General features: G+C 73.0%; 17 protein-coding genes. 8 read left to right on the top strand and 9 right to left on the bottom strand.

Annotated features, from left to right (window positions below):
• Window positions 1-3: 3 nt before the first annotated feature.
• A complete protein-coding gene (locus IE311_RS00465) occupies window positions 4-975 on the bottom strand; it encodes a LysR family transcriptional regulator (protein WP_229901645.1) in 972 nt (323 codons plus the stop codon).
• A 58-nt stretch (window positions 976-1,033) separates the two neighbouring features.
• Here IE311_RS00465 and IE311_RS00460 point away from each other — a divergent pair, with 58 nt between their 5' ends.
• Window positions 1,034-1,876, top strand: a complete 843-nt coding sequence (locus IE311_RS00460) for an NAD(P)-dependent oxidoreductase (protein ID WP_189829474.1) — start codon at window positions 1,034-1,036, stop codon at window positions 1,874-1,876.
• Here the strand turns inward: IE311_RS00460 and IE311_RS00455 are convergent.
• Window positions 1,873-2,481, bottom strand: a complete 609-nt coding sequence (locus IE311_RS00455; RefSeq protein ID WP_189829473.1) for a TetR/AcrR family transcriptional regulator — start codon at window positions 2,479-2,481, stop codon at window positions 1,873-1,875. The two genes, IE311_RS00460 and IE311_RS00455, sit on opposite strands and share 4 nt — an antisense overlap.
• Before the next feature lie 174 nt (window positions 2,482-2,655).
• On the opposite strand from IE311_RS00455, the gene IE311_RS00450 reads away from it, so the two are divergent.
• A complete protein-coding gene (locus IE311_RS00450) occupies window positions 2,656-5,112 on the top strand; it encodes a beta-glucosidase family protein (protein WP_189829472.1) in 2,457 nt (818 codons plus the stop codon).
• 60 nt (window positions 5,113-5,172) lie between these two features.
• On the opposite strand, the gene IE311_RS00445 is transcribed toward IE311_RS00450, so the two are convergent.
• Window positions 5,173-6,090, bottom strand: a complete 918-nt coding sequence (locus IE311_RS00445) for an SGNH/GDSL hydrolase family protein (protein WP_189829471.1) — start codon at window positions 6,088-6,090, stop codon at window positions 5,173-5,175.
• Between the two features lie 258 nt (window positions 6,091-6,348).
• Between IE311_RS00445 and IE311_RS00440 the strand changes: the two genes are divergently transcribed.
• Both IE311_RS00440 and IE311_RS00435 read left to right on the top strand, forming a co-directional pair.
• On the top strand, window positions 6,349-6,843 hold the full coding sequence (locus tag IE311_RS00440) for a DUF3145 domain-containing protein (protein WP_189829470.1): 495 nt from the start codon (window positions 6,349-6,351) through the stop codon (window positions 6,841-6,843).
• 51 nt (window positions 6,844-6,894) lie between these two features.
• Window positions 6,895-8,409, top strand: a complete 1,515-nt coding sequence (locus IE311_RS00435) for an outer membrane protein assembly factor BamB family protein (RefSeq protein ID WP_189829469.1) — start codon at window positions 6,895-6,897, stop codon at window positions 8,407-8,409.
• Window positions 8,410-8,505: 96 nt separating this feature from the next.
• Here the strand turns inward: IE311_RS00435 and fabF are convergent, their stop codons facing one another.
• The 5 genes from fabF to fasR all read right to left on the bottom strand — a co-directional run bounded on the left by fabF (window position 8,506) and on the right by fasR (window position 13,393).
• Window positions 8,506-9,768 (bottom strand): beta-ketoacyl-ACP synthase II, encoded by a 1,263-nt coding sequence (fabF, locus tag IE311_RS00430; protein ID WP_189829468.1) that lies wholly within the window; start codon window positions 9,766-9,768, stop codon window positions 8,506-8,508.
• 79 nt (window positions 9,769-9,847) lie between these two features.
• On the bottom strand, window positions 9,848-10,096 hold the full coding sequence (locus IE311_RS00425; RefSeq protein WP_030220891.1) for an acyl carrier protein: 249 nt from the start codon (window positions 10,094-10,096) through the stop codon (window positions 9,848-9,850).
• 58 nt (window positions 10,097-10,154) lie between these two features.
• Window positions 10,155-11,186 (bottom strand): ketoacyl-ACP synthase III, encoded by a 1,032-nt coding sequence (locus tag IE311_RS00420; RefSeq protein WP_189829467.1) that lies wholly within the window; start codon window positions 11,184-11,186, stop codon window positions 10,155-10,157.
• 18 nt (window positions 11,187-11,204) lie between these two features.
• The gene (locus tag IE311_RS00415) at window positions 11,205-12,122 is read right to left on the bottom strand and encodes an ACP S-malonyltransferase (RefSeq protein WP_189829466.1); all 918 of its coding nucleotides are present in this window, start codon (window positions 12,120-12,122) and stop codon (window positions 11,205-11,207) included.
• An 89-nt stretch (window positions 12,123-12,211) separates the two neighbouring features.
• Window positions 12,212-13,393 (bottom strand): fatty acid biosynthesis transcriptional regulator FasR, encoded by a 1,182-nt coding sequence (gene fasR / locus IE311_RS00410; RefSeq protein WP_189829465.1) that lies wholly within the window; start codon window positions 13,391-13,393, stop codon window positions 12,212-12,214.
• A 105-nt stretch (window positions 13,394-13,498) separates the two neighbouring features.
• On the opposite strand from fasR, the gene IE311_RS00405 reads away from it, so the two are divergent.
• Complete coding sequence (locus tag IE311_RS00405) at window positions 13,499-14,197, top strand: pirin family protein (protein ID WP_189829464.1); 699 nt, start codon at window positions 13,499-13,501, stop codon at window positions 14,195-14,197.
• 49 nt (window positions 14,198-14,246) lie between these two features.
• Here the strand turns inward: IE311_RS00405 and IE311_RS00400 are convergent, their stop codons facing one another.
• Entirely contained in the window at window positions 14,247-15,416 is a 1,170-nt protein-coding gene (locus IE311_RS00400) for a L,D-transpeptidase family protein (RefSeq protein ID WP_189829463.1), read from the bottom strand.
• A 207-nt stretch (window positions 15,417-15,623) separates the two neighbouring features.
• On the opposite strand from IE311_RS00400, the gene IE311_RS00395 reads away from it, so the two are divergent.
• Genes IE311_RS00395 through IE311_RS00385 form a run of 3 tightly spaced genes read left to right on the top strand, consistent with a single transcriptional unit; the run spans window position 15,624 to window position 19,180 of the window.
• Window positions 15,624-16,799: a lipid II:glycine glycyltransferase FemX gene (locus IE311_RS00395; protein WP_189829462.1), complete on the top strand. Its 1,176-nt coding sequence runs from the start codon at window positions 15,624-15,626 to the stop codon at window positions 16,797-16,799.
• Window positions 16,796-18,445, top strand: coding sequence for a murein biosynthesis integral membrane protein MurJ (murJ, locus tag IE311_RS00390; RefSeq protein ID WP_189829461.1), 1,650 nt, complete (start codon window positions 16,796-16,798; stop codon window positions 18,443-18,445). Before IE311_RS00395 ends, murJ begins: the two co-directional genes overlap by 4 nt.
• Window positions 18,446-18,496: 51 nt before the next feature.
• Complete coding sequence (locus IE311_RS00385; protein ID WP_189829460.1) at window positions 18,497-19,180, top strand: response regulator transcription factor; 684 nt, start codon at window positions 18,497-18,499, stop codon at window positions 19,178-19,180.
• Window positions 19,181-19,188 lie beyond the last annotated feature (8 nt).

Below are 19,188 nucleotides of genomic sequence, written 5' to 3'. Positions count from 1 at the left end.
TCATCATCCCGCCCGGCCGTCGGTCCCTTCCACCCGCCCACCGGCCTGTCCCGCCCGTCGTCCGCCGGGGAACGCGCGGGACTTCCGCATGGTCTCCGCCGTCTCCCGCAGCAGCCCCAGAAAGGCGGTCGCGGCCACGGTCGGGGTCGGCGGGGTCGCCGCGCAGATCCGCCGGTACGGGACGTCGTCCGGGTGGATCGTGACGAGCGTGACCTCCCGGGGGACGGAGGCGGCCGCGAGCGCCGGTACGAGGGTGATGCCGAGACCGGCGGCCACCGCGCCGAGCTTCGCGACCCAGTCGTGCGCGAGAAGTCCGGTGCGCGGGCGGAAGCCGGCGGCGACGGCCGGGCGGAAGAGGGTGTCCTCCAGGCGCTCGGCGCCGACGATCCACTCCTCCTCGGCGAGTTCGGCCAGCCGCACCGCCCGCCGACCCGCGTACGGGTGCGCGCGCTCCAGGGCCACCAGCATCGGCTCGTCCAGGAGGGGGTGGAGCGTCACACCCTCCGGCGGGGGAGTGGCGAGGGCCGGGGCGACCACCGCCAGGTCCTGTTCACCTGCGGCGAGCTGCCCGAGATGCTTCACGGACGGGCCCTCGGTGCGGGTGACGGTCACGCCCGGGTGCCGGGTGCGGAAGGCGGCCTGGGTACGGGGGACGAGGGCCGCGTTGGCGCTGGAGAACGAGCCGAGCCGGAGCAGCCCGCCCTCCAGGGTGCGCAGCGCCTCCAGTTCGGCCCGGGCCGTGACCAGCCGGTCCCGTACGGCCTCGGCGTGCGGCAGCAGCACCCGGCCCGCCTCGGTCGGGCGCACCCCGCGCGGCAGCCGCTCGAACAGCACGGCGCCCGTCTCGTCCTCCAGGGCCTGCACCTGGCGGGAGACGGCGGACTGGGTGTAGCCGAGGACGCGGGCGGCGGCGGTGAAGGACCCCTCGCGGGCGACGGCGAGGAAGACCTCGTACAAGGCATGACCGGAAGGCATGGATCCCATGCTAGACATTCGCTTGTCGCATGGGAGGGCCGCGCCTAGCGTCTGCTCCATGGACAGCACACAGCAGAAGATCGCCTTCCTCGGCCTCGGCTCCATGGGCCTCCCCATGGCCCGCCGACTCCTCGACGCGGGGCACCCCCTGACCGTCTGGAACCGTACGGCCGGCAAGGCCGACGCGCTGGTCGCGGACGGGGCCGTCCGCGCCGCGACCCCCGCCGACGCGGTCCGTGACGCCGACGTCGTCGTCACCATGCTGGCGGACCCGGCCGCCGCGCTCGCCGTCGCGGAGGAACTCCTCCCGGCTCTGCGGCCGGGCACGTACTGGATCGACACCTCGACGATCGGCCCCGACGCCGTCGGAACCCTGACCGCCGGGCTCCCCGAAGGGGTCACCCTGATCGACGCGCCCGTCATGGGCAGTGTGGACCGGGCCGCCGCGGGCGAACTGCTGGTCCTCGCGGGTGGCGACACGGCCCCCGTCGCCGCCGTCCTCGACCGTCTCGGGACGGTCGCCCCGTGCGGCGGCCCCGGCACCGGCGCCGCCCTCAAGCTGGTCCTCATCAACGCCGCCATCGGCGGAGTCGCCCTGGTGGCCGAGGCCCTGACGCTCGCCGGATCGCTCGGTCTGCCCCGGGAGCTGGCCCTGCGGAGCCTCGCCGAGGGTCCCCTCTCCGGAGCCGTCGCCCGCGCCACCGCGACCGGCTCGCACTTCCCGGTCGCCCTCGCGGCCAAGGACGTCGCCCTCGCCACGGCGGCGGCGGAACTCCCGGTCCTGGAGGCCGTCCACGCGGCGCTGAGCGGGGACGCCTCGCTGCGGGACCAGGACCTGTCCGCCCTCGCCCACCGGGTCGTCCCCCCTCGGATCGGGCGGGACCCGGAAGGGACGGCCTAGTTCCCGCCGCCGGCCCCCGCCCCCGACCTCTTGTCCCCGTCCCCGCCGCCGTGCAGCAGGTGCAGGAAGTCACGGAAGGCGGCCGGCATGTCGACCGCCGCGGGGTCCAGGAGCCACTGGTACTGGAGCCCGTCCATCACGGCCGTCAGGAGCGGCGCCGCCCGTTCCGGGCTGAGCCCGCCCGGCAGCCGGTCGCCGAACTCCAGCCGCAGCACCTGCGCCATGTTCGCCCGCACCTGCGCGTACCGGTCGGTGAAGAAGGCCCGCGCCGGGTGCTCGTCCGTCACGCTCTCGCCGAGCAGCGCGGAGAAGGTCTGCACGATGCCGGGCCGCATCGCGTTGTACTCGACGAGGGATTCGACCAGGTCGAGCCGCCAGCCCTCACGATCCCGTCCGCCGCTGGTGTCCCAGCGGTCGCGCTCCTCCAGGACGGCGACGAGCAGTGCCTCCTTCGTGGGGAAGTAGTGCAGCAGTCCCTGCTGGGTGAGGCCGACCCGCTCGGCGACGGAGCCGAGGGTGGCGCCCCGGTAGCCGCGCTCGGCGATGACCTCGAGGGCGGCGCGGAGGATGTCCGCCCGCCGCTCCTCGCTTCTGGCCCGCACCATCGCCGTGGCCCCCTTCCCGGTCGGCTTCCCCGCCGTCGTTCGCTCGTCGCTTCCGACAGGACCGTACCCCCTCCGTAAAATAACAAAAAGATAACATCACCTACCGGTCTACAGGTGAAGGGGTGCACGATGGGGCGCATCGGGGTCAGCAGTACGTCAACGAGGAGGTACGCCATGACGGAGACCGGTGCGGACACGGCACGGGCGGAGGCGGACGCGGCGCGGGAGGAGGCCGTCGAGGCGGCGCTCGCCAAGCTCGACCTGGACGGCAAGACCCGACTGCTCGGCGGCCAGGACATGTGGTCCCTGCCCGCCCTGCCGGAGATCGGTCTGCGGTCCCTGGTCATGTCCGACGGTCCGATCGGCGTCCGCGGTGTCCGCTGGACCGCCGACGACCCGTCCGTCGCCCTGCCGTCCCCGACCGCGCTCGCCGCCGCCTGGGACCCGGCGCTCGCCCGCCGCGCCGGCCGTCTCCTCGCACAGGAGGCCCGCCGCAAGGGGGTCCACGTCCTGCTCGCGCCCACGGTCAACCTGCACCGCACCCCGCTCGGCGGGCGCCACTTCGAGGCCTACAGCGAGGACCCGTATCTCACCGGCGAGATCGGCACCGGCTACGTCCGGGGCGTTCAGGACGGCGGTGTCGGCACCACCGTCAAGCACTTCGTGGCCAACGACGCCGAGACCGACCGCTTCACCGTCGACAACAGGATCGACGCCCGCCCGCTCCGCGAGCTCTACCTCGCCCCCTTCGAGGCCATCGTCGAGAACGCCCGCCCCTGGGGCATCATGACCGCGTACAACCAGGTCAACGGCGTGACGATGACCGAGCACCACCACCTCGTCAACGAGGTGCTGCGCGGCGAGTGGGGCTTCGACGGCGTCAACGTCTCCGACTGGATGGCCGCCCGCTCCACCACCGGCGACATCGAGGGCGGCCTCGACGTCGCCATGCCCGGCCCCGTCACCGTCTACGGCGAGGCCCTCGCCGCCGCCGTCCGGGCCGGCGAGGTCGAGGAGTCCGCGGTCGACACGGCCGTACGCAACGTCCTGCGGCTCGCCGCCCGCGTCGGCGCCCTCGAAGGAGCCCCGCCGGCCGTCACCGAACTCCCCGCCCCCGTCGACGGGGACGCCCTCGCCCGCGAGATCGCCCACCGCGGCTTCGTCCTCGTACGCAACGAGAACGGAGTCCTCCCGCTGCGGCCCGGGACCGTCGCCCTCTCCGGCGCCGCCGCCCGCGACGCCCGCGTGCTCGGCGGCGGCTCCGCCCAGGTCTTCCCCGACCACGTCGTCTCCCCGCTCGACGGCCTCACCGCCGCGCTCCCCGAGGGCGCGCTCACCTTCACCGTCGGAGCCGACCCCAGCGAGGAGCTCGCCCCCGCCGATCAGGGATTCACCCTCCGCGCCCGCTGCCGCGACGCCGAGGGCCGGCTCCTCGGCGAGGGCTCGCTGCCCAACGGCCAGGTCCAGTGGATCGGCGACGACCTGCCGGCCGGCGTCACCCACCAGGCCCTCGCCTCCATCGAGGTCATCGGCACCTTCACCCCGCGCGAGTCCGGCGAACACTCCTTCGGCACCCGCGGTCTCGGCGCGTACGCCCTCGCCGTCGGCGGCGAGACCCTCTTCGAGGGCGTCCAGACCATGGGCCCCGAGAGCGACCCCTTCGAGGCCTTCTTCGGCTCCCCGATCGAGCGCGCCAAGGTCGCGCTCACCGCCGGCGAGACCGTCGAGGTGTCCCTGCTGCACACCCTGGACAAGGAGTTCGCGGCCCCGCTGCCGGCCGTCATGTTCTCCTTCGTCCACCTCGGTCCGCGCCGTGACCCCGACGAACTGATCGCCGAGGCCGTCGAGGCCGCCCGCGCCGCCGACACCGCCGTCGTGGTCATCGCCACCACCGAACGCGTCGAGTCCGAGGGCTTCGACCGCAAGGACCTCGCCCTCCCGGGCCGTCAGGACGAGCTCGTACGGGCCGTGGCCGCCGCCAACCCGCGCACCGTCGTCGTGGTCAACGCCGGCTCCCCCGTCGAACTGCCCTGGCGCGAGGACGTGGCCGCGATCCTGCTCGGCTGGTTCCCCGGCCAGGAGGGCGGCGCGGCCCTCGCCGACGTCCTCACCGGCGCCGAGGAGCCCGGCGGCCGGCTCCCCACCACCTGGCCCGTCGCCCTCGCCGACGTCCCCGTCACCGACGTCACCCCGGTCGAGGGCGAACTCGCCTACAGCGAGGGGATCCTCATCGGCTACCGCGCCTGGGACCGGCGGGGGACGGCTCCCGCGTACGCCTTCGGTCACGGCCTCGGCTACACGACCTGGTCGTACGACTCCCTGGAGGTCACCCCGGCGTCGGCGAAGGTCCGGATCACCAACACCGGTGACCGGCCCGGCCGCGAGACCGTCCAGATCTACCTGGCGCCGCGGACCGGCGGTCCCGACCGCCCAGACCGTTGGCTGGCCGGCTTCGCGAGTGTCCAGGCCGGACCCGGTGAGACCGTCGAGACCGAGATCACGGTGCCCCGCCGCGCCTTCGAGATCTGGGACGGGGCGAAGAACGACTGGACCCTCGTCCCCGGCGGCTACGAGGTGCGGGCCGCCCGCTCCCTGGCCGACGTCCGGCTGACCGCCACCCTGGAGATCTGAGTCCGCGAGGACCCTCACGACCGGCCCCGGGGCGGCACCTGACAACCGCCCCGGGGTCCTTCACTCCTTCGTGATCCGCCGGTACGCGAGCTCCGCGAGCCGCGCCTGGCCGTCCCTGCTCGGATGGAACCAGTCCCAGGGGCTCAACTGCCCGCCGTCGAAGCGGAAACCGAAGACCGCCCCGCCGTCGTACCGGCAGAGCTCGTCCTTCGCGCACACCTCCGAGAGCACCCGGTTGTACGCCACCACCCGGTCCTGCACCTCGGCGCGTCGCCGCTCCGCCGCGGCGCCCAGGTTCTCCGCGTCCGCCAGCATCGAGCCGCAGATCCCCAGCTTCCACACCTCGAGACCCATCGGGCTGACCCGCCCCGTCGACCACAGGTGCATCAGGGACGGCACGCTCGTCACGTACACCTGCGCCTTCGGAGCGCCCTTCCGCAGCCGGGCCAGCGCCGTCTCGAAGTGCGTCCGGAAGTCGTCGACCGGCGTCATCAGGGCGGGGGTGGGCCGGCAGGCGTCGTTCGCGCCCATCATCACCGTCACCAGCTCGGGCCGCCGGGCCGCGGCCCCCGCCATCTGCTCCGGAAGCTCCACCATCCGCGCCCCCGTCCGCGCCAGGTTCCAGCTGCGTCCCGCCACCTTCTCCGGGCCGAGGAGACGCATCGCGAGGCTGTTCACGGCGGTGTCCGTGCCGGTCGCCCAGGACACCTCGGGGCAGTCGGCCAGGACCGAACAGGCGTCGAAGGCGCGGGTGACGGAGTCGCCGACGGCGGCGACGGAGCCGGGGGAGACGTCCCACGGGGACGTCGGCTCCGGCGTCGGCTTCGGGGTCGGCTTCTGGGCGGGGTTCCGCGACGGTCCCGCCGAGGAGGTCTTCGCCGAGGGCTCCCCGGCGCCGCAGCCGGCCAGTGCCCCCGCGCACAACAGGGCGGCCGTCGCGGCGGCGACAGTGGTACGGAATCGGCGTCGGCCGCGCATCCTCGGCCCCTCCTTCGGCGTCCTGGCGGGTGAAAGCTTCGTGTTCACCGCCCCCCGGACCGACCGTACGTCACACCGATGACGGTGCGGCACGGTAGCTTTTCCCCCGTCGAACCAGAGGCGCCTTTGCCGACCGGCTCCGGTAAATTACATCACGTCACATGCTGTCCCCTTTTTGAGGGTTTGCGATGTCTTGCTCCTGATGCTGTTTACTGAGGCCGCTGGGAAGGCGAACCTCGTCCCACACTGGAGGTCCCGGTGACGACACGTGGAGTCCTTTACGTTCACTCCGCACCGCGCGCGCTGTGCCCGCACGTCGAATGGGCGGTCGCGGGCGTCCTCGGTGCGAGGGTCCAGCTCGACTGGATCCGCCAGCCGGCGTCCCCCGGCACCTGGAGAGCCGAGTTCTCCTGGCGGGGCCGCACCGGCACCGCCTCCGAGCTCGCCTCCGCCCTGCGCGGCTGGCAGATGCTCCGCTTCGAGGTCACTGCGGAGCCCTGCCCCACCGCCGAGGGCGAGCGCTACAGCGCCACCCCCGACCTGGGCATTTTCCATGCCGTCACCGGCATGCACGGGGACATCCTCGTCCCCGAGGACCGGCTGAGGGCCGCCCTCGCGCGCTCCGCGCAGGGCGAGACCCAGCTGGAGGCCGAGATCGCCAAGCTGCTCGGAAAGCCCTGGGACGACGAACTGGAGCCCTTCCGGTACGCGGGCGAGGGCGCCCCCGTCCGCTGGCTGCACCAGGTCGTCTGACGCGGGTAGATTCCGCTGGGGCGCGCAGGGGGTGCGCCGGGTGGGAGAGAAGTGACGCGTGAACGCTCGGCGCCGGTCACGGCCGCCGTTCTGCTGTCGGGCGCCGCGTTCGGCGCGGCGGCGGTCTTCCTGGGGGCCGGTGTCGTCGCCGGTTCCTGGCCGAGGGGCTGGGCGGCGCTCGTGTGCGCCCTGGTCCTGGTGGCGCTCGGGGTGACGGGGCTCGTCGCCGGGCGGCGGAACCGTACGACTCCGCAGGACACCGGCCCCGCCCCCGCCAAGAACGACACGGGCGCGGCCCGGGGACGGTCCTCCGCGCTGGTGGCGGGGATCGTCTGGCTGCTCGCGCTCGCCGCCGCCGGGACCTGGGGCGTCGTGGGGGCGGACGATGACGACGACGAGGACAGGGCGTCCGACAAGCCCGCCGCCACGGCCTCCCCGTCCCCGTCCGCCGCGAAGGCCTCGGTCGTGTGGTCGGTGCCCGCGGCCGCCGCGCAGCAGGACGAAGGGGTCGGCGCCTGGGCCCTCGGCGACACCGTCGCGCAGGGCCGGATCGACGGACTCTTCGCGTACGGCTCCGCCGACGGAGCCGTCCGGTGGAGCATTCCGGCACCGACCCGCGAGGCCCTCTGCGGGATGTCCCAGGACACCGAACAGGGCATCGGCCTGGTCGCGCACGGCCGGCACGAGAAGCCCTGCTCGACCCTCCTCGCCGTCCGCACCTCCGACGGCAAGGTCCTGTGGCGCACGAGCGTCACCGGCGAGGGCCTCCTCACCCGGGGCCTCGCCGTCGGCGGCGGAACCGCCGTCACCTCCGAGGACGGCGCCGTACGGGCCCGCTCCTCCGAGACCGGCGTACAGCGCTGGCAGCGGGTGCTCGCCCGGGGCTGCGCGGTCCGCGCGGTGGACGCCGACGCCACCCGCACCCTCGTCGTCGAACAGTGCGGCAGGAGCGCACGGCTCGTCGCCCTGGACACCCGTACCGGCGCACAGCGGTGGCTCAGGGAGCTGCCCGTCGAGTCCCACGCCGTGGCGACGGTGGTCTCCGTCTCCCCGGTGATCCTCGGCGTCCACGAGGACGACAAGCGCGGCACCCGGGCCTTCCTCGGCTTCGACGACCACGGCACCCCGACGGTGACGATCCCGCTCTCCGGACCCGAAGGACAGCTCTCCGCCCCCGGGAACGTGGGCGACGGGCGCACTTCCCGGATCGTCGTCCGTGACGGACTCCTGGTCACCCTGGCCGAACGCGACCGGCTCGTGCCCAGCAAGGTCGTCGCCTACTCCCTCGAGGACGGCCGCAAGGCCTGGGAGTACGGCTCCGAGCAGCAGGCGGCGGCCCTGGGGGCGGGACCCGACGGCCACGTCGCGCTCCTGGAGGACTACAGGGGCACCCGCGTCGTCCTCCTCGACCCGGCCACGGGCAGACCGGGCCGCGTGATCGAACCGGAGCACCGGAACGACCGGCTCTCCATCCACCCGGAGCTCGTCGCCGCCCCCGACGGCCGGTACGTCGTCCTCAACCACATCGTGATGCACGGGGAACCGTCGGTCTTCGCCCTGCGCTGACCGGCCGGAACACGCCCTGCGCCGACCCGCCGGAACACGACGGAGGCCCACCCCCGGGAAGGGGGTGGGCCTCCGTCGTGCGTCGGACGGGTGGCGTCAGATCGTGCGGAACGCCAGGACCACGTTGTGGCCGCCGAAGCCGAACGAGTTGTTGATCGCGGCGATCGTGCCCTGCGGGAGTGCGCGGGGCTCGTCACGGACGATGTCCGCGTCGACGTCCGCGTCCAGGTCGTCGATGTTGATCGTCGGCGGGGCCAGACGGTGGTGGAGCGCCAGGACCGTCGCGACGGTCTCGATGCCGCCCGCGCCGCCGAGGAGGTGGCCGGTCATCGACTTCGTCGCGGAGATCGCGACATGGTCCAGGTCGTCGCCCAGGACCTTCCGCAGCGCCTTGATCTCGGCGACGTCGCCCTGCGGCGTCGACGTGGCGTGGGCGTTGAGGTGGACGACCTCGGACGGCTTGAGGTCCGTCGAGTCGAGCAGGTTCTGCATCGCGGCGGCGATGCCCCGGCCGGTCGGCTCGGGCTGCGCGATGTGGTGGCTGTCGGCCGACAGGCCCTGACCGAGGACCTCGCAGTAGATGCGCGCGCCGCGCGCCTTCGCGTGCTCCTCGGACTCCAGGATCACGACGCCCGCGCCCTCGCCGAGGACGAAGCCGTCGCGGCCGGTGTCGTAGGGACGCGAGGCCTTCGTCGGCTCGTCGTTGCTCTTGGACATCGCCATCATGTTGGCGAAGGCGGCGATCGGCAGCGGGTGGATCGCGGCCTCGGTACCGCCGGCGACGACCACGTCGGCACGGCCGGTACGGATCATCTCGACGGCGTAGCCGATCGCCTCGGCCCCCGACGCACAGGCGGAGACCGGGGTGTGGACGCCCGCCCGGGCGTTCACCTCCAGACCCACGTTGGCGGAGGGGCTGTTCGGCATGAGCATGGGCACGGTGTGCGGGGAGACGCGGCGAACGCCCTTCTCCTTCAGCACGTCGTACTGGTCGAGCAGGGTGGTGACACCGCCGATGCCGGAGGCGATGACGGAACCGAGCCGCTCGGGCACGATCTTGTCGTCCTCGCCGGCGGGGGCGGTGTAGCCCGCGTCGGCCCAGGCCTCGCGGGCCGCGATCAGCGCGAACTGCGCCGAGCGGTCCAGCTTGCGGGCGAGCGGGCGGGGCAGGACGTCACCGGGGTCGACGGCGGCCGTCGCGGCGATCTGCACGGGCAGTTCGGCGAAGCGCTCGCCCTCCAGGGGCCTGACGCCGGAGCGCCCCGCGAGAAGACCTTCCCAGGTCGACGCGGAGTCGCCACCCAGCGGTGTGGTTGCGCCGATACCGGTAACGACCACGGTGCGATTGGTCGAGCTCACAGGAATTCGTTCTCCATGTGTGTGATGGTCGGAATACGGCGCCACCGCCGGGTGGCGGACCGAGTCAGCGAGGGCCGAATCAGGCCTGGTGCTTCAGGATGTAGTCGGCAGCGTCGCCGACCGTCTTGAGGTTCTTGACGTCCTCGTCCGGGATCTTGACGTCGAAGCGCTCTTCGGCGGCGACGACGACCTCGACCATGGAGAGCGAGTCGACGTCCAGGTCGTCGGTGAACGACTTGCCCAGCTCGACGTCCTCGACCGGGATGCCGGCGATCTCGTTGACGATCTCGGCGAGGCCTTCGACGATCTGGTCCTGGGTGGCGGCCATGGTGGCGCTCCTTCTTGTGATTGCTTGGGTAAGGGGGCTTCCGGATGATCCGGAGTGCCTAGGGGAGGGTAACGACCGTCGCGGCGAAGACGAGACCCGCCCCGAAACCGATGATGAGCGCGGTGTCGCCGCTCTTCGCCTGGCCGGTCTCCAGGAGCCGTTCCATGGCGAGCGGAATCGAGGCGGCCGACGTGTTGCCGGTGGTCTCGATGTCCCGGGCGACCGTGACGTGCTCCGGCAGCTTCAGTGTCTTCACCATCGAGTCGATGATCCGCATGTTCGCCTGGTGCGGGATGAAGACGTCCAGGTCGTCCGCCGAGATACCGGCGGCGTCCAGGGCCTGCTGGGCGACCTTCGCCATCTCGAAGACGGCCCAGCGGAAGACCGCCTGACCCTCCTGCGTGATGGCGGGGAACTTGATCTCGCCCTGCTCGTTGAGCGGCAGCTTCGTGACGTCGCCGACGTGGAACTCGTTCCACGGGACGGTCTGCTTGATCGTCTCGGACTTGTCGCCCTCGGAGCCCCAGACGGTGGGGCCGATGTGCGGCTCGTCCGAGGGACCGACGACCACGGCGCCGGCGCCGTCGCCGAACAGGAAGGCCGTCGCGCGGTCCTCCAGATCCGTCAGGTCGCTGAGCCGCTCGACACCGATCACGAGGACGTACTCGGCGGAACCCTCGACGACCATGCCCTTGGCGAGCGTCAGGCCGTAGCCGAAGCCCGCGCAGCCGGCGGAGATGTCGAACGCGGCCGGCTTCCCGGCACCGATCTTGTCGGCGATCTCGGTGGCGACGGCCGGGGTCTGCTTGAAGTGCGAGACCGTCGAGACGATCACGGCGCCGACCTGCTCCGGGGTGATCCCGGCGTCGGCGATGGCCTTGCCCGAGGCCTCCACCGACATGGCGGCGACGGTCTCCTCGGGAGAGGCCCAGTGACGGGTGGCGATACCGGAGCGCGAGCGGATCCACTCGTCGGACGAGTCGATCTTCTCGAGGATCACCTCGTTCGGCACGACCCGGGTGGGGCGGTAGCCGCCGACACCGAGGATCCGCGCGTACGGGGCGCCCTTGCTGGGCTTGATCTTCGACATGCTTCTCGACACTCCTTGTCAGACGGCCGCGTGCTCAGCGATGAGCGTACGGGCCGCGTCCAGGTCGTCGGGAGTCTTCAGGGCCACCGTGGCAACACCCGGCAACGCGCGCTTGGCGATGCCCGTGAGCGTGCCGCCGGGGCAGACCTCGATCAGCGCCGTCGCGCCGAGGGCCTGGAAGGTCTCCATGCACAGGTCCCAGCGGACCGGGTTCGCGACCTGGCCGACGAGACGCGACACGACCTCGGCGCCGTCGGTGACGACCTGCCCGTCCTTGTTGGAGACGTAGCGGGTGGCCGGGGCGGCCGGGGAGAGCTCCTTCGCCGCCTCCTCCAGCTTCGCCACGGCCGGGGCCATGTGGTGCGTGTGGAAGGCGCCCGCCACCTTGAGCGCGACGACCCGGCGGACACCCTCGGGCTTGTCCGCCTCGAGGGCGGCCAGCTGCTCCATGGTGCCGGCGGCGACGATCTGGCCGGCGCCGTTCACGTTGGCCGGGGTCAGACCGAGCTTCTCCAGGTGCGCGACGGTCGTCTCCGGGTCGCCGCCGAGCAGCGCCGACATGCCGGTCGGGGTGATCGCGGCGGCCTCGGCCATCGCGAGCCCACGGGTCCGTACGAGGCGCAGTGCGGCGGTGTCGTCGAGGACGCCCGCGAACGCGGCGGCGGTGAACTCGCCGACGCTGTGGCCGGCGACGACGCCGGGGGAGACCTCGCCGAGCGCGGCGGCGGACAGCAGTCCGGCGGCGACGAGGAGGGGCTGGGCCACGGCGGTGTCACGGATCTCGTCCGCGTCCGCCTTCGTGCCGTAGTGGGCGAGGTCGAGCCCGATGGCCTCGGACCACGCCGCGATGCGGTCGGCGGCACCGGGGAGTTCGAGCCAGGGGGTCAGGAAGCCGGGCGTCTGGGCGCCTTGGCCGGGAGCGACGAGTACGAGCACCCTCACACTCTCTCTTGGGGACGGCTTCGAGCGCCCGTGAGGACAGGGACGAAGAACCGTCGGGGGAATTGTTGGTGTTCGACAAAAGTCTAGGACTGCGGATCTCCGTCGGCCAAGCGTCCCAGGATGAGGGCGATCCGCAGCGTGAAGGCCGAACGGACATCGGAGGGTGACCAGCCGGTGACGTCGGTCACACGTCGAAGCCGGTAGCGCACGGTGTTCGGGTGGACGAAGAGCATCCGGGCCGCGCCTTCCAGGCTGCTGGCCTGCTCCAGATAGACACTGAGAGTTTCCAGAAGCGCCGAGCCCGCTTCTTCCAGTGGTCTGTAGATCTCCTCCACCAGCTGTTCGCGCGCCGACGGGTCGGAGGCGATGGCGCGCTCCGGCAGAAGATCGTCCGCGAGTACGGGGCGGGGGGCGTCCTGCCAGGCGGTGCACGCCTTCAGGCCCGCCGCGGCGGCCTGGGCGGAGCGGGTCGCGGCGAGGAGGTCGGGCACCACCGGGCCGGCCACGACCGGGCCCGCGGCATACGGGCCGATCAGCGCCTTCGCCACGGCCAGCGGGTTGTCGTTGCCGCCGGCGATGACGACCAGCCGGTCACCGAGGACACCGGTGAGGACCTGGAGCTTGGCGTGGCGGGCCGCTCGGCGGATCGCCTCCACCGTCAGCTCGCTGTCGCCGTCGGGGGCCGTGCCGAGGATCACGCACACATGGTCCGGGGAGTTCCAGCCGAGGGCCGCCGCGCGCGAGACTGCGCCCTCGTCGGCCTCGCCGGAGAGGACCGCGTTCACGACCAGCGACTCCAGGCGCGCGTCCCAGGCGCCCCGGGCCTCGGCGGCCTGCGCGTACACCTGGGCGGTCGCGAAGGCGATCTCCCGCGCGTAGACGAGGAGCGCCTCGCGGAGGATGGACTCGTCGCCGGGGGCGGCGACCTCGTCGATCGCCGTCTCCATGACCTCGATGGTGGTGCGCACCATCTCGACGGTCTGGCGCAGGGTGATCGCGCGGGTCAGCTCGCGGGGCGCGGTGCCGAAGACGTCCGTGGAGATGGCCTGGGGGGTTTCCGGGTGCCGGAACCACTCGGTGAACGCGGCGATACCGGCCTGGGCGACCAGGCCGATCCACGACCGGTTCTCGGGCGGCATCGCCCGGTACCACGGCAGCGTCTCGTCCATCCGGGCAATGGCGTTGGCCGCGAGTCGCCCGGAGGACTGTTCGAGGCGCTTCAGGGTCGCTGCGTGCGAGTGAGGGGCGTTCGTGGGTTCTGGCACGGGGACAAGACTGCCTTATCGGGACGGCGGCGTGCGGGGTCGGGGCCGTATCGCCTCGGGCGGGGGGCCGGGCCCGCCCCGGCGGGCCGCACTACCGTAGGGCGCGTGATACGCATCCAGCGCGCCGGTGAGCGGTACCCCGGGGGCGACCCGTCGGCCGGGATCGAGACCCGGCACGCCCTGTCCTTCGGGCCCCACTACGACCCCGACAACCTCCGCTTCGGCGCCCTGCTCGCCTGCAACGAGGAGCGGCTGGCGCCCGGCGCGGGCTTCGACGAGCACCCGCACAGCCACACCGAGATCGTCACCTGGGTCGTCGAGGGGGAACTCACCCACCACGACACCGCCGGCCACACCACGGTCGTCCGGCCCGGCGATCTCCAGCGGCTGAGCTCCGCCGGAGGAGTCCGGCACGTCGAGCGCAACGACGCCGACGTGCCGCTCGTCTTCGTGCAGATGTGGCTCGCGCCGCTGTCGCCGGGCGGGGAGCCCTCGTACGAGGTGGTGCGGGAGGTCGGGGACGGTGTCCCGTACGAGCTCCCGCGGGCGGACGCGCGACTGCACGTCCACCGCCCGGCGGCGGGCGGGAGCGTCGCCGTACCGGCCGCCGACCTCGCCTACGTCCATGTCGTCCGGGGGACGGTCCGGCTCGACGACGGGTCGCCCGGTACGGGATCCGGCGAGGAGCTCGCCGCCGGCGACGCGGCCCGGCTCACCGACGCCGGGGACCGCACGCTCGTCGCCACTGCCGATGCGGAGGTCCTGATCTGGGAGATGCGGGACTGGCGCAGGGCGCTCGGCTGAACGAACCCGGGCCGGGCGCCCTCGCGCCGGGCCGCACTCCGTCCGGCCTTCAGGCGAGCGCGCTCTTCTTCCTCCACTGCTCCCAGCTCAGGTTCCACGCCCCGTAGCCGTTGCCCTCGGCGACCGTGCCCTTGGTGTCCCTGCCGGTGATCTCGAAGGGGTCGCCGACGTTCACCGCGCCGTAGAAGGAGGCGGCGTTCGCGTCGCTCATGCCGATGCAGCCGGAGCTCATGTTGGCGTTGCCGAAGTACCGGGCGTTCCACGGGGCCGCGTGCGCGTACATCCCCGACCAGGTCAGCCGCATCGAGAAGTCGACGTCCTTGTCGTAGGCGTCCCCGAGGCCGACCGTCTCCGAGTTCATGTTGATGGTGCCCTCCTTCGCCATCAGCACGGCGGTGCCCCGCCACGACCGCTTGTCGCCGCCCGGAGTGCCGCCGGAGACCGGGATCGTGCGGACCGTGCGGCCCTCCTTGCTCAGGGTCAGCCTGTGGTTGTCCAGGTCCACCTTGACGATCTGCGCCGCGCCGATCGTGAAGCCGGTGCGGTAGTCCCGCACGAACCAACCGCCGCCCGAGTCCGTGCCGTTCAGGTTCGCCTCCAGGGTGACCTTCGTGCCGGGCTTCCAGTACGTACGGGGGCGCCAGTCCGCCCTGTCCCGGCCCGAGTAGTCCTTCACCCAGCCCCAGGAACCCTCGGTCGCGTTCGAGGTGGTCACCTTGAGCTGCTTCTCCACCTCCGCCTTCTTCGTCACCGGCAGGTCGAAGACGATCGAGACGGGGTGGCCGATGCCGACGGTGGTGTTCTTCCCGGGCGCGAGGGTCAGCTTGTTGACCGCGGCCGCCTCGGCCGTGTCGAAGGTCGACCGGCTCCTCGACTCCTTGCCGTCGGCCGTACGGGAGGTGACCTCCACCGTGTACGTCGTCCCCGGCACCGCGTTGCGGTCCGACACCCACCGCGCCCCGCCCGCGCCCGCCCGGCCGGTGAGGGCCCCGCCGTCCGCGTCCACGACCTTCACCGAGGCGATCGTGCCGCCCGTCGCGGTCACCGTCACCGGCCGGCCGGCCGCCGGGTCCACGACCTTCACCTTCGCCGGCGGAGTCTTCGAGGCCGGAGCCCCCTCCTCCGAGGGACCGCTCGCCGCCTGCGCCGTGCAGGCCGTGAGGGAGACGCTCAGCGCCACTGCCGCGAGAACGGGACGGGGTGCGCGTATTCGCAGCACGGAAGACCTCCGCAAAGGTGAGGAACGGGTGGGATGTTTCGGACTCTAGGTCGCTCCCGCCGCCCCGCGGAGCCCTGCGGCCCATATGACGAGCCCTGCGACCGAACGGTCATCGTCCGGTCACATTCGCCGCGCGCACCCGTCGAATTCGGCTGTGAGCCTGCTGTGCGCCCCACCACCGAGGGGCGGAACAAGGAGGCTCCCGTTGTGTCAGCCCTGCTCGTGACGGCCGCACCCGCTGAGCGCCGTGCCCTGCGGCTCGGTCCCGTGTCCCCCGAGGTCTACCGCGCCTTCCTCGCGTCCCGCCCCGGCGCGGACGGACCCAGCTTCCTCCAAGTCCCGGCCTGGGCACAGGTGAAGGACGGCTGGCAGCACCAACTGGTCGGGTGGGGGCCGGAGTCCGGTGCACTGACCGGTGTCGCCCTGGTCCTCCTGCGGCCCTTCCCCGGCACCCGGAAGTACTTCGCCTACCTTCCCGAGGGGCCCGTCGCCGACTGGGCCGCCCCCGACGTCGACGGGTGGCTCGCCCCGCTGCTCGGACATCTGCGCGCCTCCGGCGCCTTCGCCGTGCGGATCGGCCCCGGGCCCGCCTACCGGCGGTGGAACGCCGCCACCGTCAAGGCTGCAGGCGGCCCCGGCCGCCGTCTCTCCGACGTCCTCGCCGACGAGGTCGACCCGCTCGGGACCGTCGTCGCCGAGCGGCTCCGCGCCCGCGGCTGGCGGCGCTGCGGCGGCGAGTCCGAGGACGGCGCCGACGCCCAGCCCCGGCACGTCTTCCAGGTGCCCCTCACCGGGCGGACCTCCGACGACCTGTGGACCGGCCTCAACCAGGAGTGGCGGCGCAACGTCCGCAAGGCCCGCAAGTCCGGGGTCGAGATCACCGTCGGGTCCGCCGCCGACCTCCCCGAGTTCTACCGACTGCTGCGCATCACCGAGGAACGCGACGGCTTCCGGCTCGGCCGCTCCCTCGCGTACTACGAGCGCCAGTACGCCGTCCTCAACGCCGAGCACCCCGGCCGCATGAAGCTCTACCTCGCCCGCCACGAGGGCGAGATACTCGCCGCCCACACCATGGTCACCGTGGGCGGACGCGTCTGGTACCAGACCGGCGCCTCCGCCGACCACCGCCGCGAGGTCCGCCCCTCCAACGCCCTCCAGTGGCGCATGCTGCTCGACGCCCACGCGCAGGGCGCCGCCGTCTACGACCTGCGCGGGGTACCCTCCACCCTCGATCCGGGCGACCGCGCCCACGGGCTCCTCCGCTGGAAGCTCGGCACGGGCGGACAGGTCGTCGAGACGCTGGGGGAGTGGGAGACACCGATGCAGGGCACGACCAACCAAGCGCTGTACCGCGCCTTTCAGGCGTACATGGCCCGCCGATGACGGCCACCCTCGCCGCCGGGCGCCCCCGGGCGAAGTCCAGGCCGTCCGCGCTGCGCAGCGGCGCGCTGATGGCCGCCGGATCGCTGGTCTCCCGCGCCACCGGCTTCGTCCGCGCCGCGGTCGTCGCCGCCGCGCTCGGCGCCGCGGCCGTCGCCGACGGCTACGCGGTCGGCAACTCCGTCCCCACGATCGTCTACATGCTCCTCCTCGGCGGCGCCCTCAACGCCGTCTTCGTCCCCGAGCTGGTCAAGGCGGCCAAGGAGCACGAGGACGGCGGCGTCGCCTACACCGACCGGCTGCTCACCCTCTGCGCGCTCGCCCTCGTCGCCCTCACGGCCGTCGCGGTCCTCGCGGCACCGCTGATCGTCGACACGTACACCGACTACACCGGCGACCAGCGGGAGATGACGGTCGCGTTCGCGCGCGCCTGCCTGCCGCAGATCTTCTTCCTCGGGCTCTTCACCCTCCTCGGGCAGGTCCTCAACGCCCGGGGCCGCTTCGGCGCCATGATGTGGACCCCCGTCCTCAACAACGTGGTCGTCGTCGCCGTCTTCGCCCTGTTCCTGGTGGTGGGCGACGGCGGCGCGCTGACCCCCGGGGAGACCGCCCTGCTCGGCTGGGGCACGACCGCCGGCATCGCCCTCCAGGCCCTCGCCCTCGTGCCCTCGCTGCGCGCCGCCCGCTTCCGCTGGCGCCCCCGCTTCGACTGGCGCGGCAGCGGCCTCGCCGAACCGCTGCGCTCGGCCGGCTGGCTGGTGCTCCTCGTCCTCACCAACCAGGGCGCGTACTGGGTGACCACCCTCCTCGCCACCTCGGCGGGCGGCACGGTGAGCGGTGGCGGACTCGCCGCGTACAACAACGCCTATCTGCTGTGGACCGTCCCGCACGGCATCATCACCGTCTCCCTCGTCACCGCGCTGCTGCCCCGGATGAGCGGCGCGGCAGCCGACGGCGACCTCGCCGCGGTCCGCCGGGACGTCGCGTACGCGCAGCGGACCAGCGCGGCGGCCGTCGTCCCCGCCGCCTGCGCGCTCCTCGCCCTCGCCGTACCGCTGATGACCGTGGTCTTCCGGTACGGGGCGACCACCGACGACGACATCCGCGCGATGTCCTGGATCCTGATGGCCTTCGCACCCGGCCTCGTCGCCCTCTCCGGGCAGTACGTGTGCACCCGCGCCTTCTACGCGCTGCGGGACACCCGCACCCCCTTCCTGCTCAACCTGGTGATCGCCGGGCTCAACGCGGCGCTCTCGGTCGCCGCGTACCAGTACCTGCCCACGCGGTGGGCCGTCGCCGGCATGGCGGCCGGATACTCGCTCGCCCTCTGGGCGGGCTGGGGCCTCACGGCGTACGTGCTGGGGAAGCGGCTCAAGGCCGGCGGCCCGGGGACGACGACCCCGGACCGCTCCGCCGGCTCGCTCTCCGCGCTCCTGCGGCTGATGTCCGCGGCCGTCCCCGCCGCCGGCTACGGGCTGCTCGTCACCGATCTCGCCGGACCGGCCGGGGCCGTGCCCGCCGGAGTCGTCGGCGCACTGACCGTCCTCACCGTCTTCGCCGTCCTCGCCCGTCCCCTCCGCCTCACCGAGCTGCGGTCCCTCCTCGCGGCCGGAAGCGGCCGGCTGCGCGGTCTCGCCCGCCGCGCCTGAGCCCCACCCCCTCCTGCCGGAGGGGCCCGTCGACCTTGGGATACTCCACAGATGCCCCGCGTGCTGCTGATAGAAGACGACCCCTCCGTCCGTGAAGGGGTCGAGCTCGGGCTCCGGCGCCGCGGGCACGAGGTGCGCACCGCCGCGACCGGGGAGGCCGGGCTCGAAGCCCTCGGGGAGTTCCGGCCCGATCTGCTGCTCCTCGACCTGATGCTGCCCGGCATGAACGGCGTCCAGGTCTGCCGCCGCGTCCGGGAGAGCAGCCAGCTGCCGATCATCATGCTGACCGCCCGCGGCGACGACTTCGACGTCGTCATCGGTCTGGAGGCGGGCGCCGACGACTACATCGTCAAACCCGCCCGCACCGAGGTCATCGAAGCCCGCATCCGGGCCGTGCTGCGGCGCATCGAGGAGCCGAGCAGCGGCCGGTCCGCCGTCGAGTTCCACGGGGAGCTGGCCATCGACCGGGCGGGGCTCACCGTCGCCAAGTCGGGCGAACGCGTCGGCCTCGCCCCCTCCGAGCTGAAGCTGCTGCTCCATCTCACCGCCGCCCCCGAGCAGGTGTTCAGCAGGCAACAGCTCCTCGAACACGTCTGGGAGCACAGCTACCACGGCGACGCCCGGCTGGTCGACGCCTGCGTCCGACGGCTGCGGAACAAGATCGAGGACACCCCGGGCGACCCCCGCTACATCCAGACCCTGCGGGGCTTCGGCTACCGCTTCGGACCGCTGTGAAGGCCTGC

The sequence above is a fragment of the Streptomyces zaomyceticus genome, assembly GCF_014656215.1.
GTDB classification, from domain to species: domain Bacteria; phylum Actinomycetota; class Actinomycetes; order Streptomycetales; family Streptomycetaceae; genus Streptomyces; species Streptomyces zaomyceticus.
The sequence above is the reverse complement of the archived record's forward strand: the minus strand, read 5'-3'. Positions and strand labels throughout refer to the sequence as shown.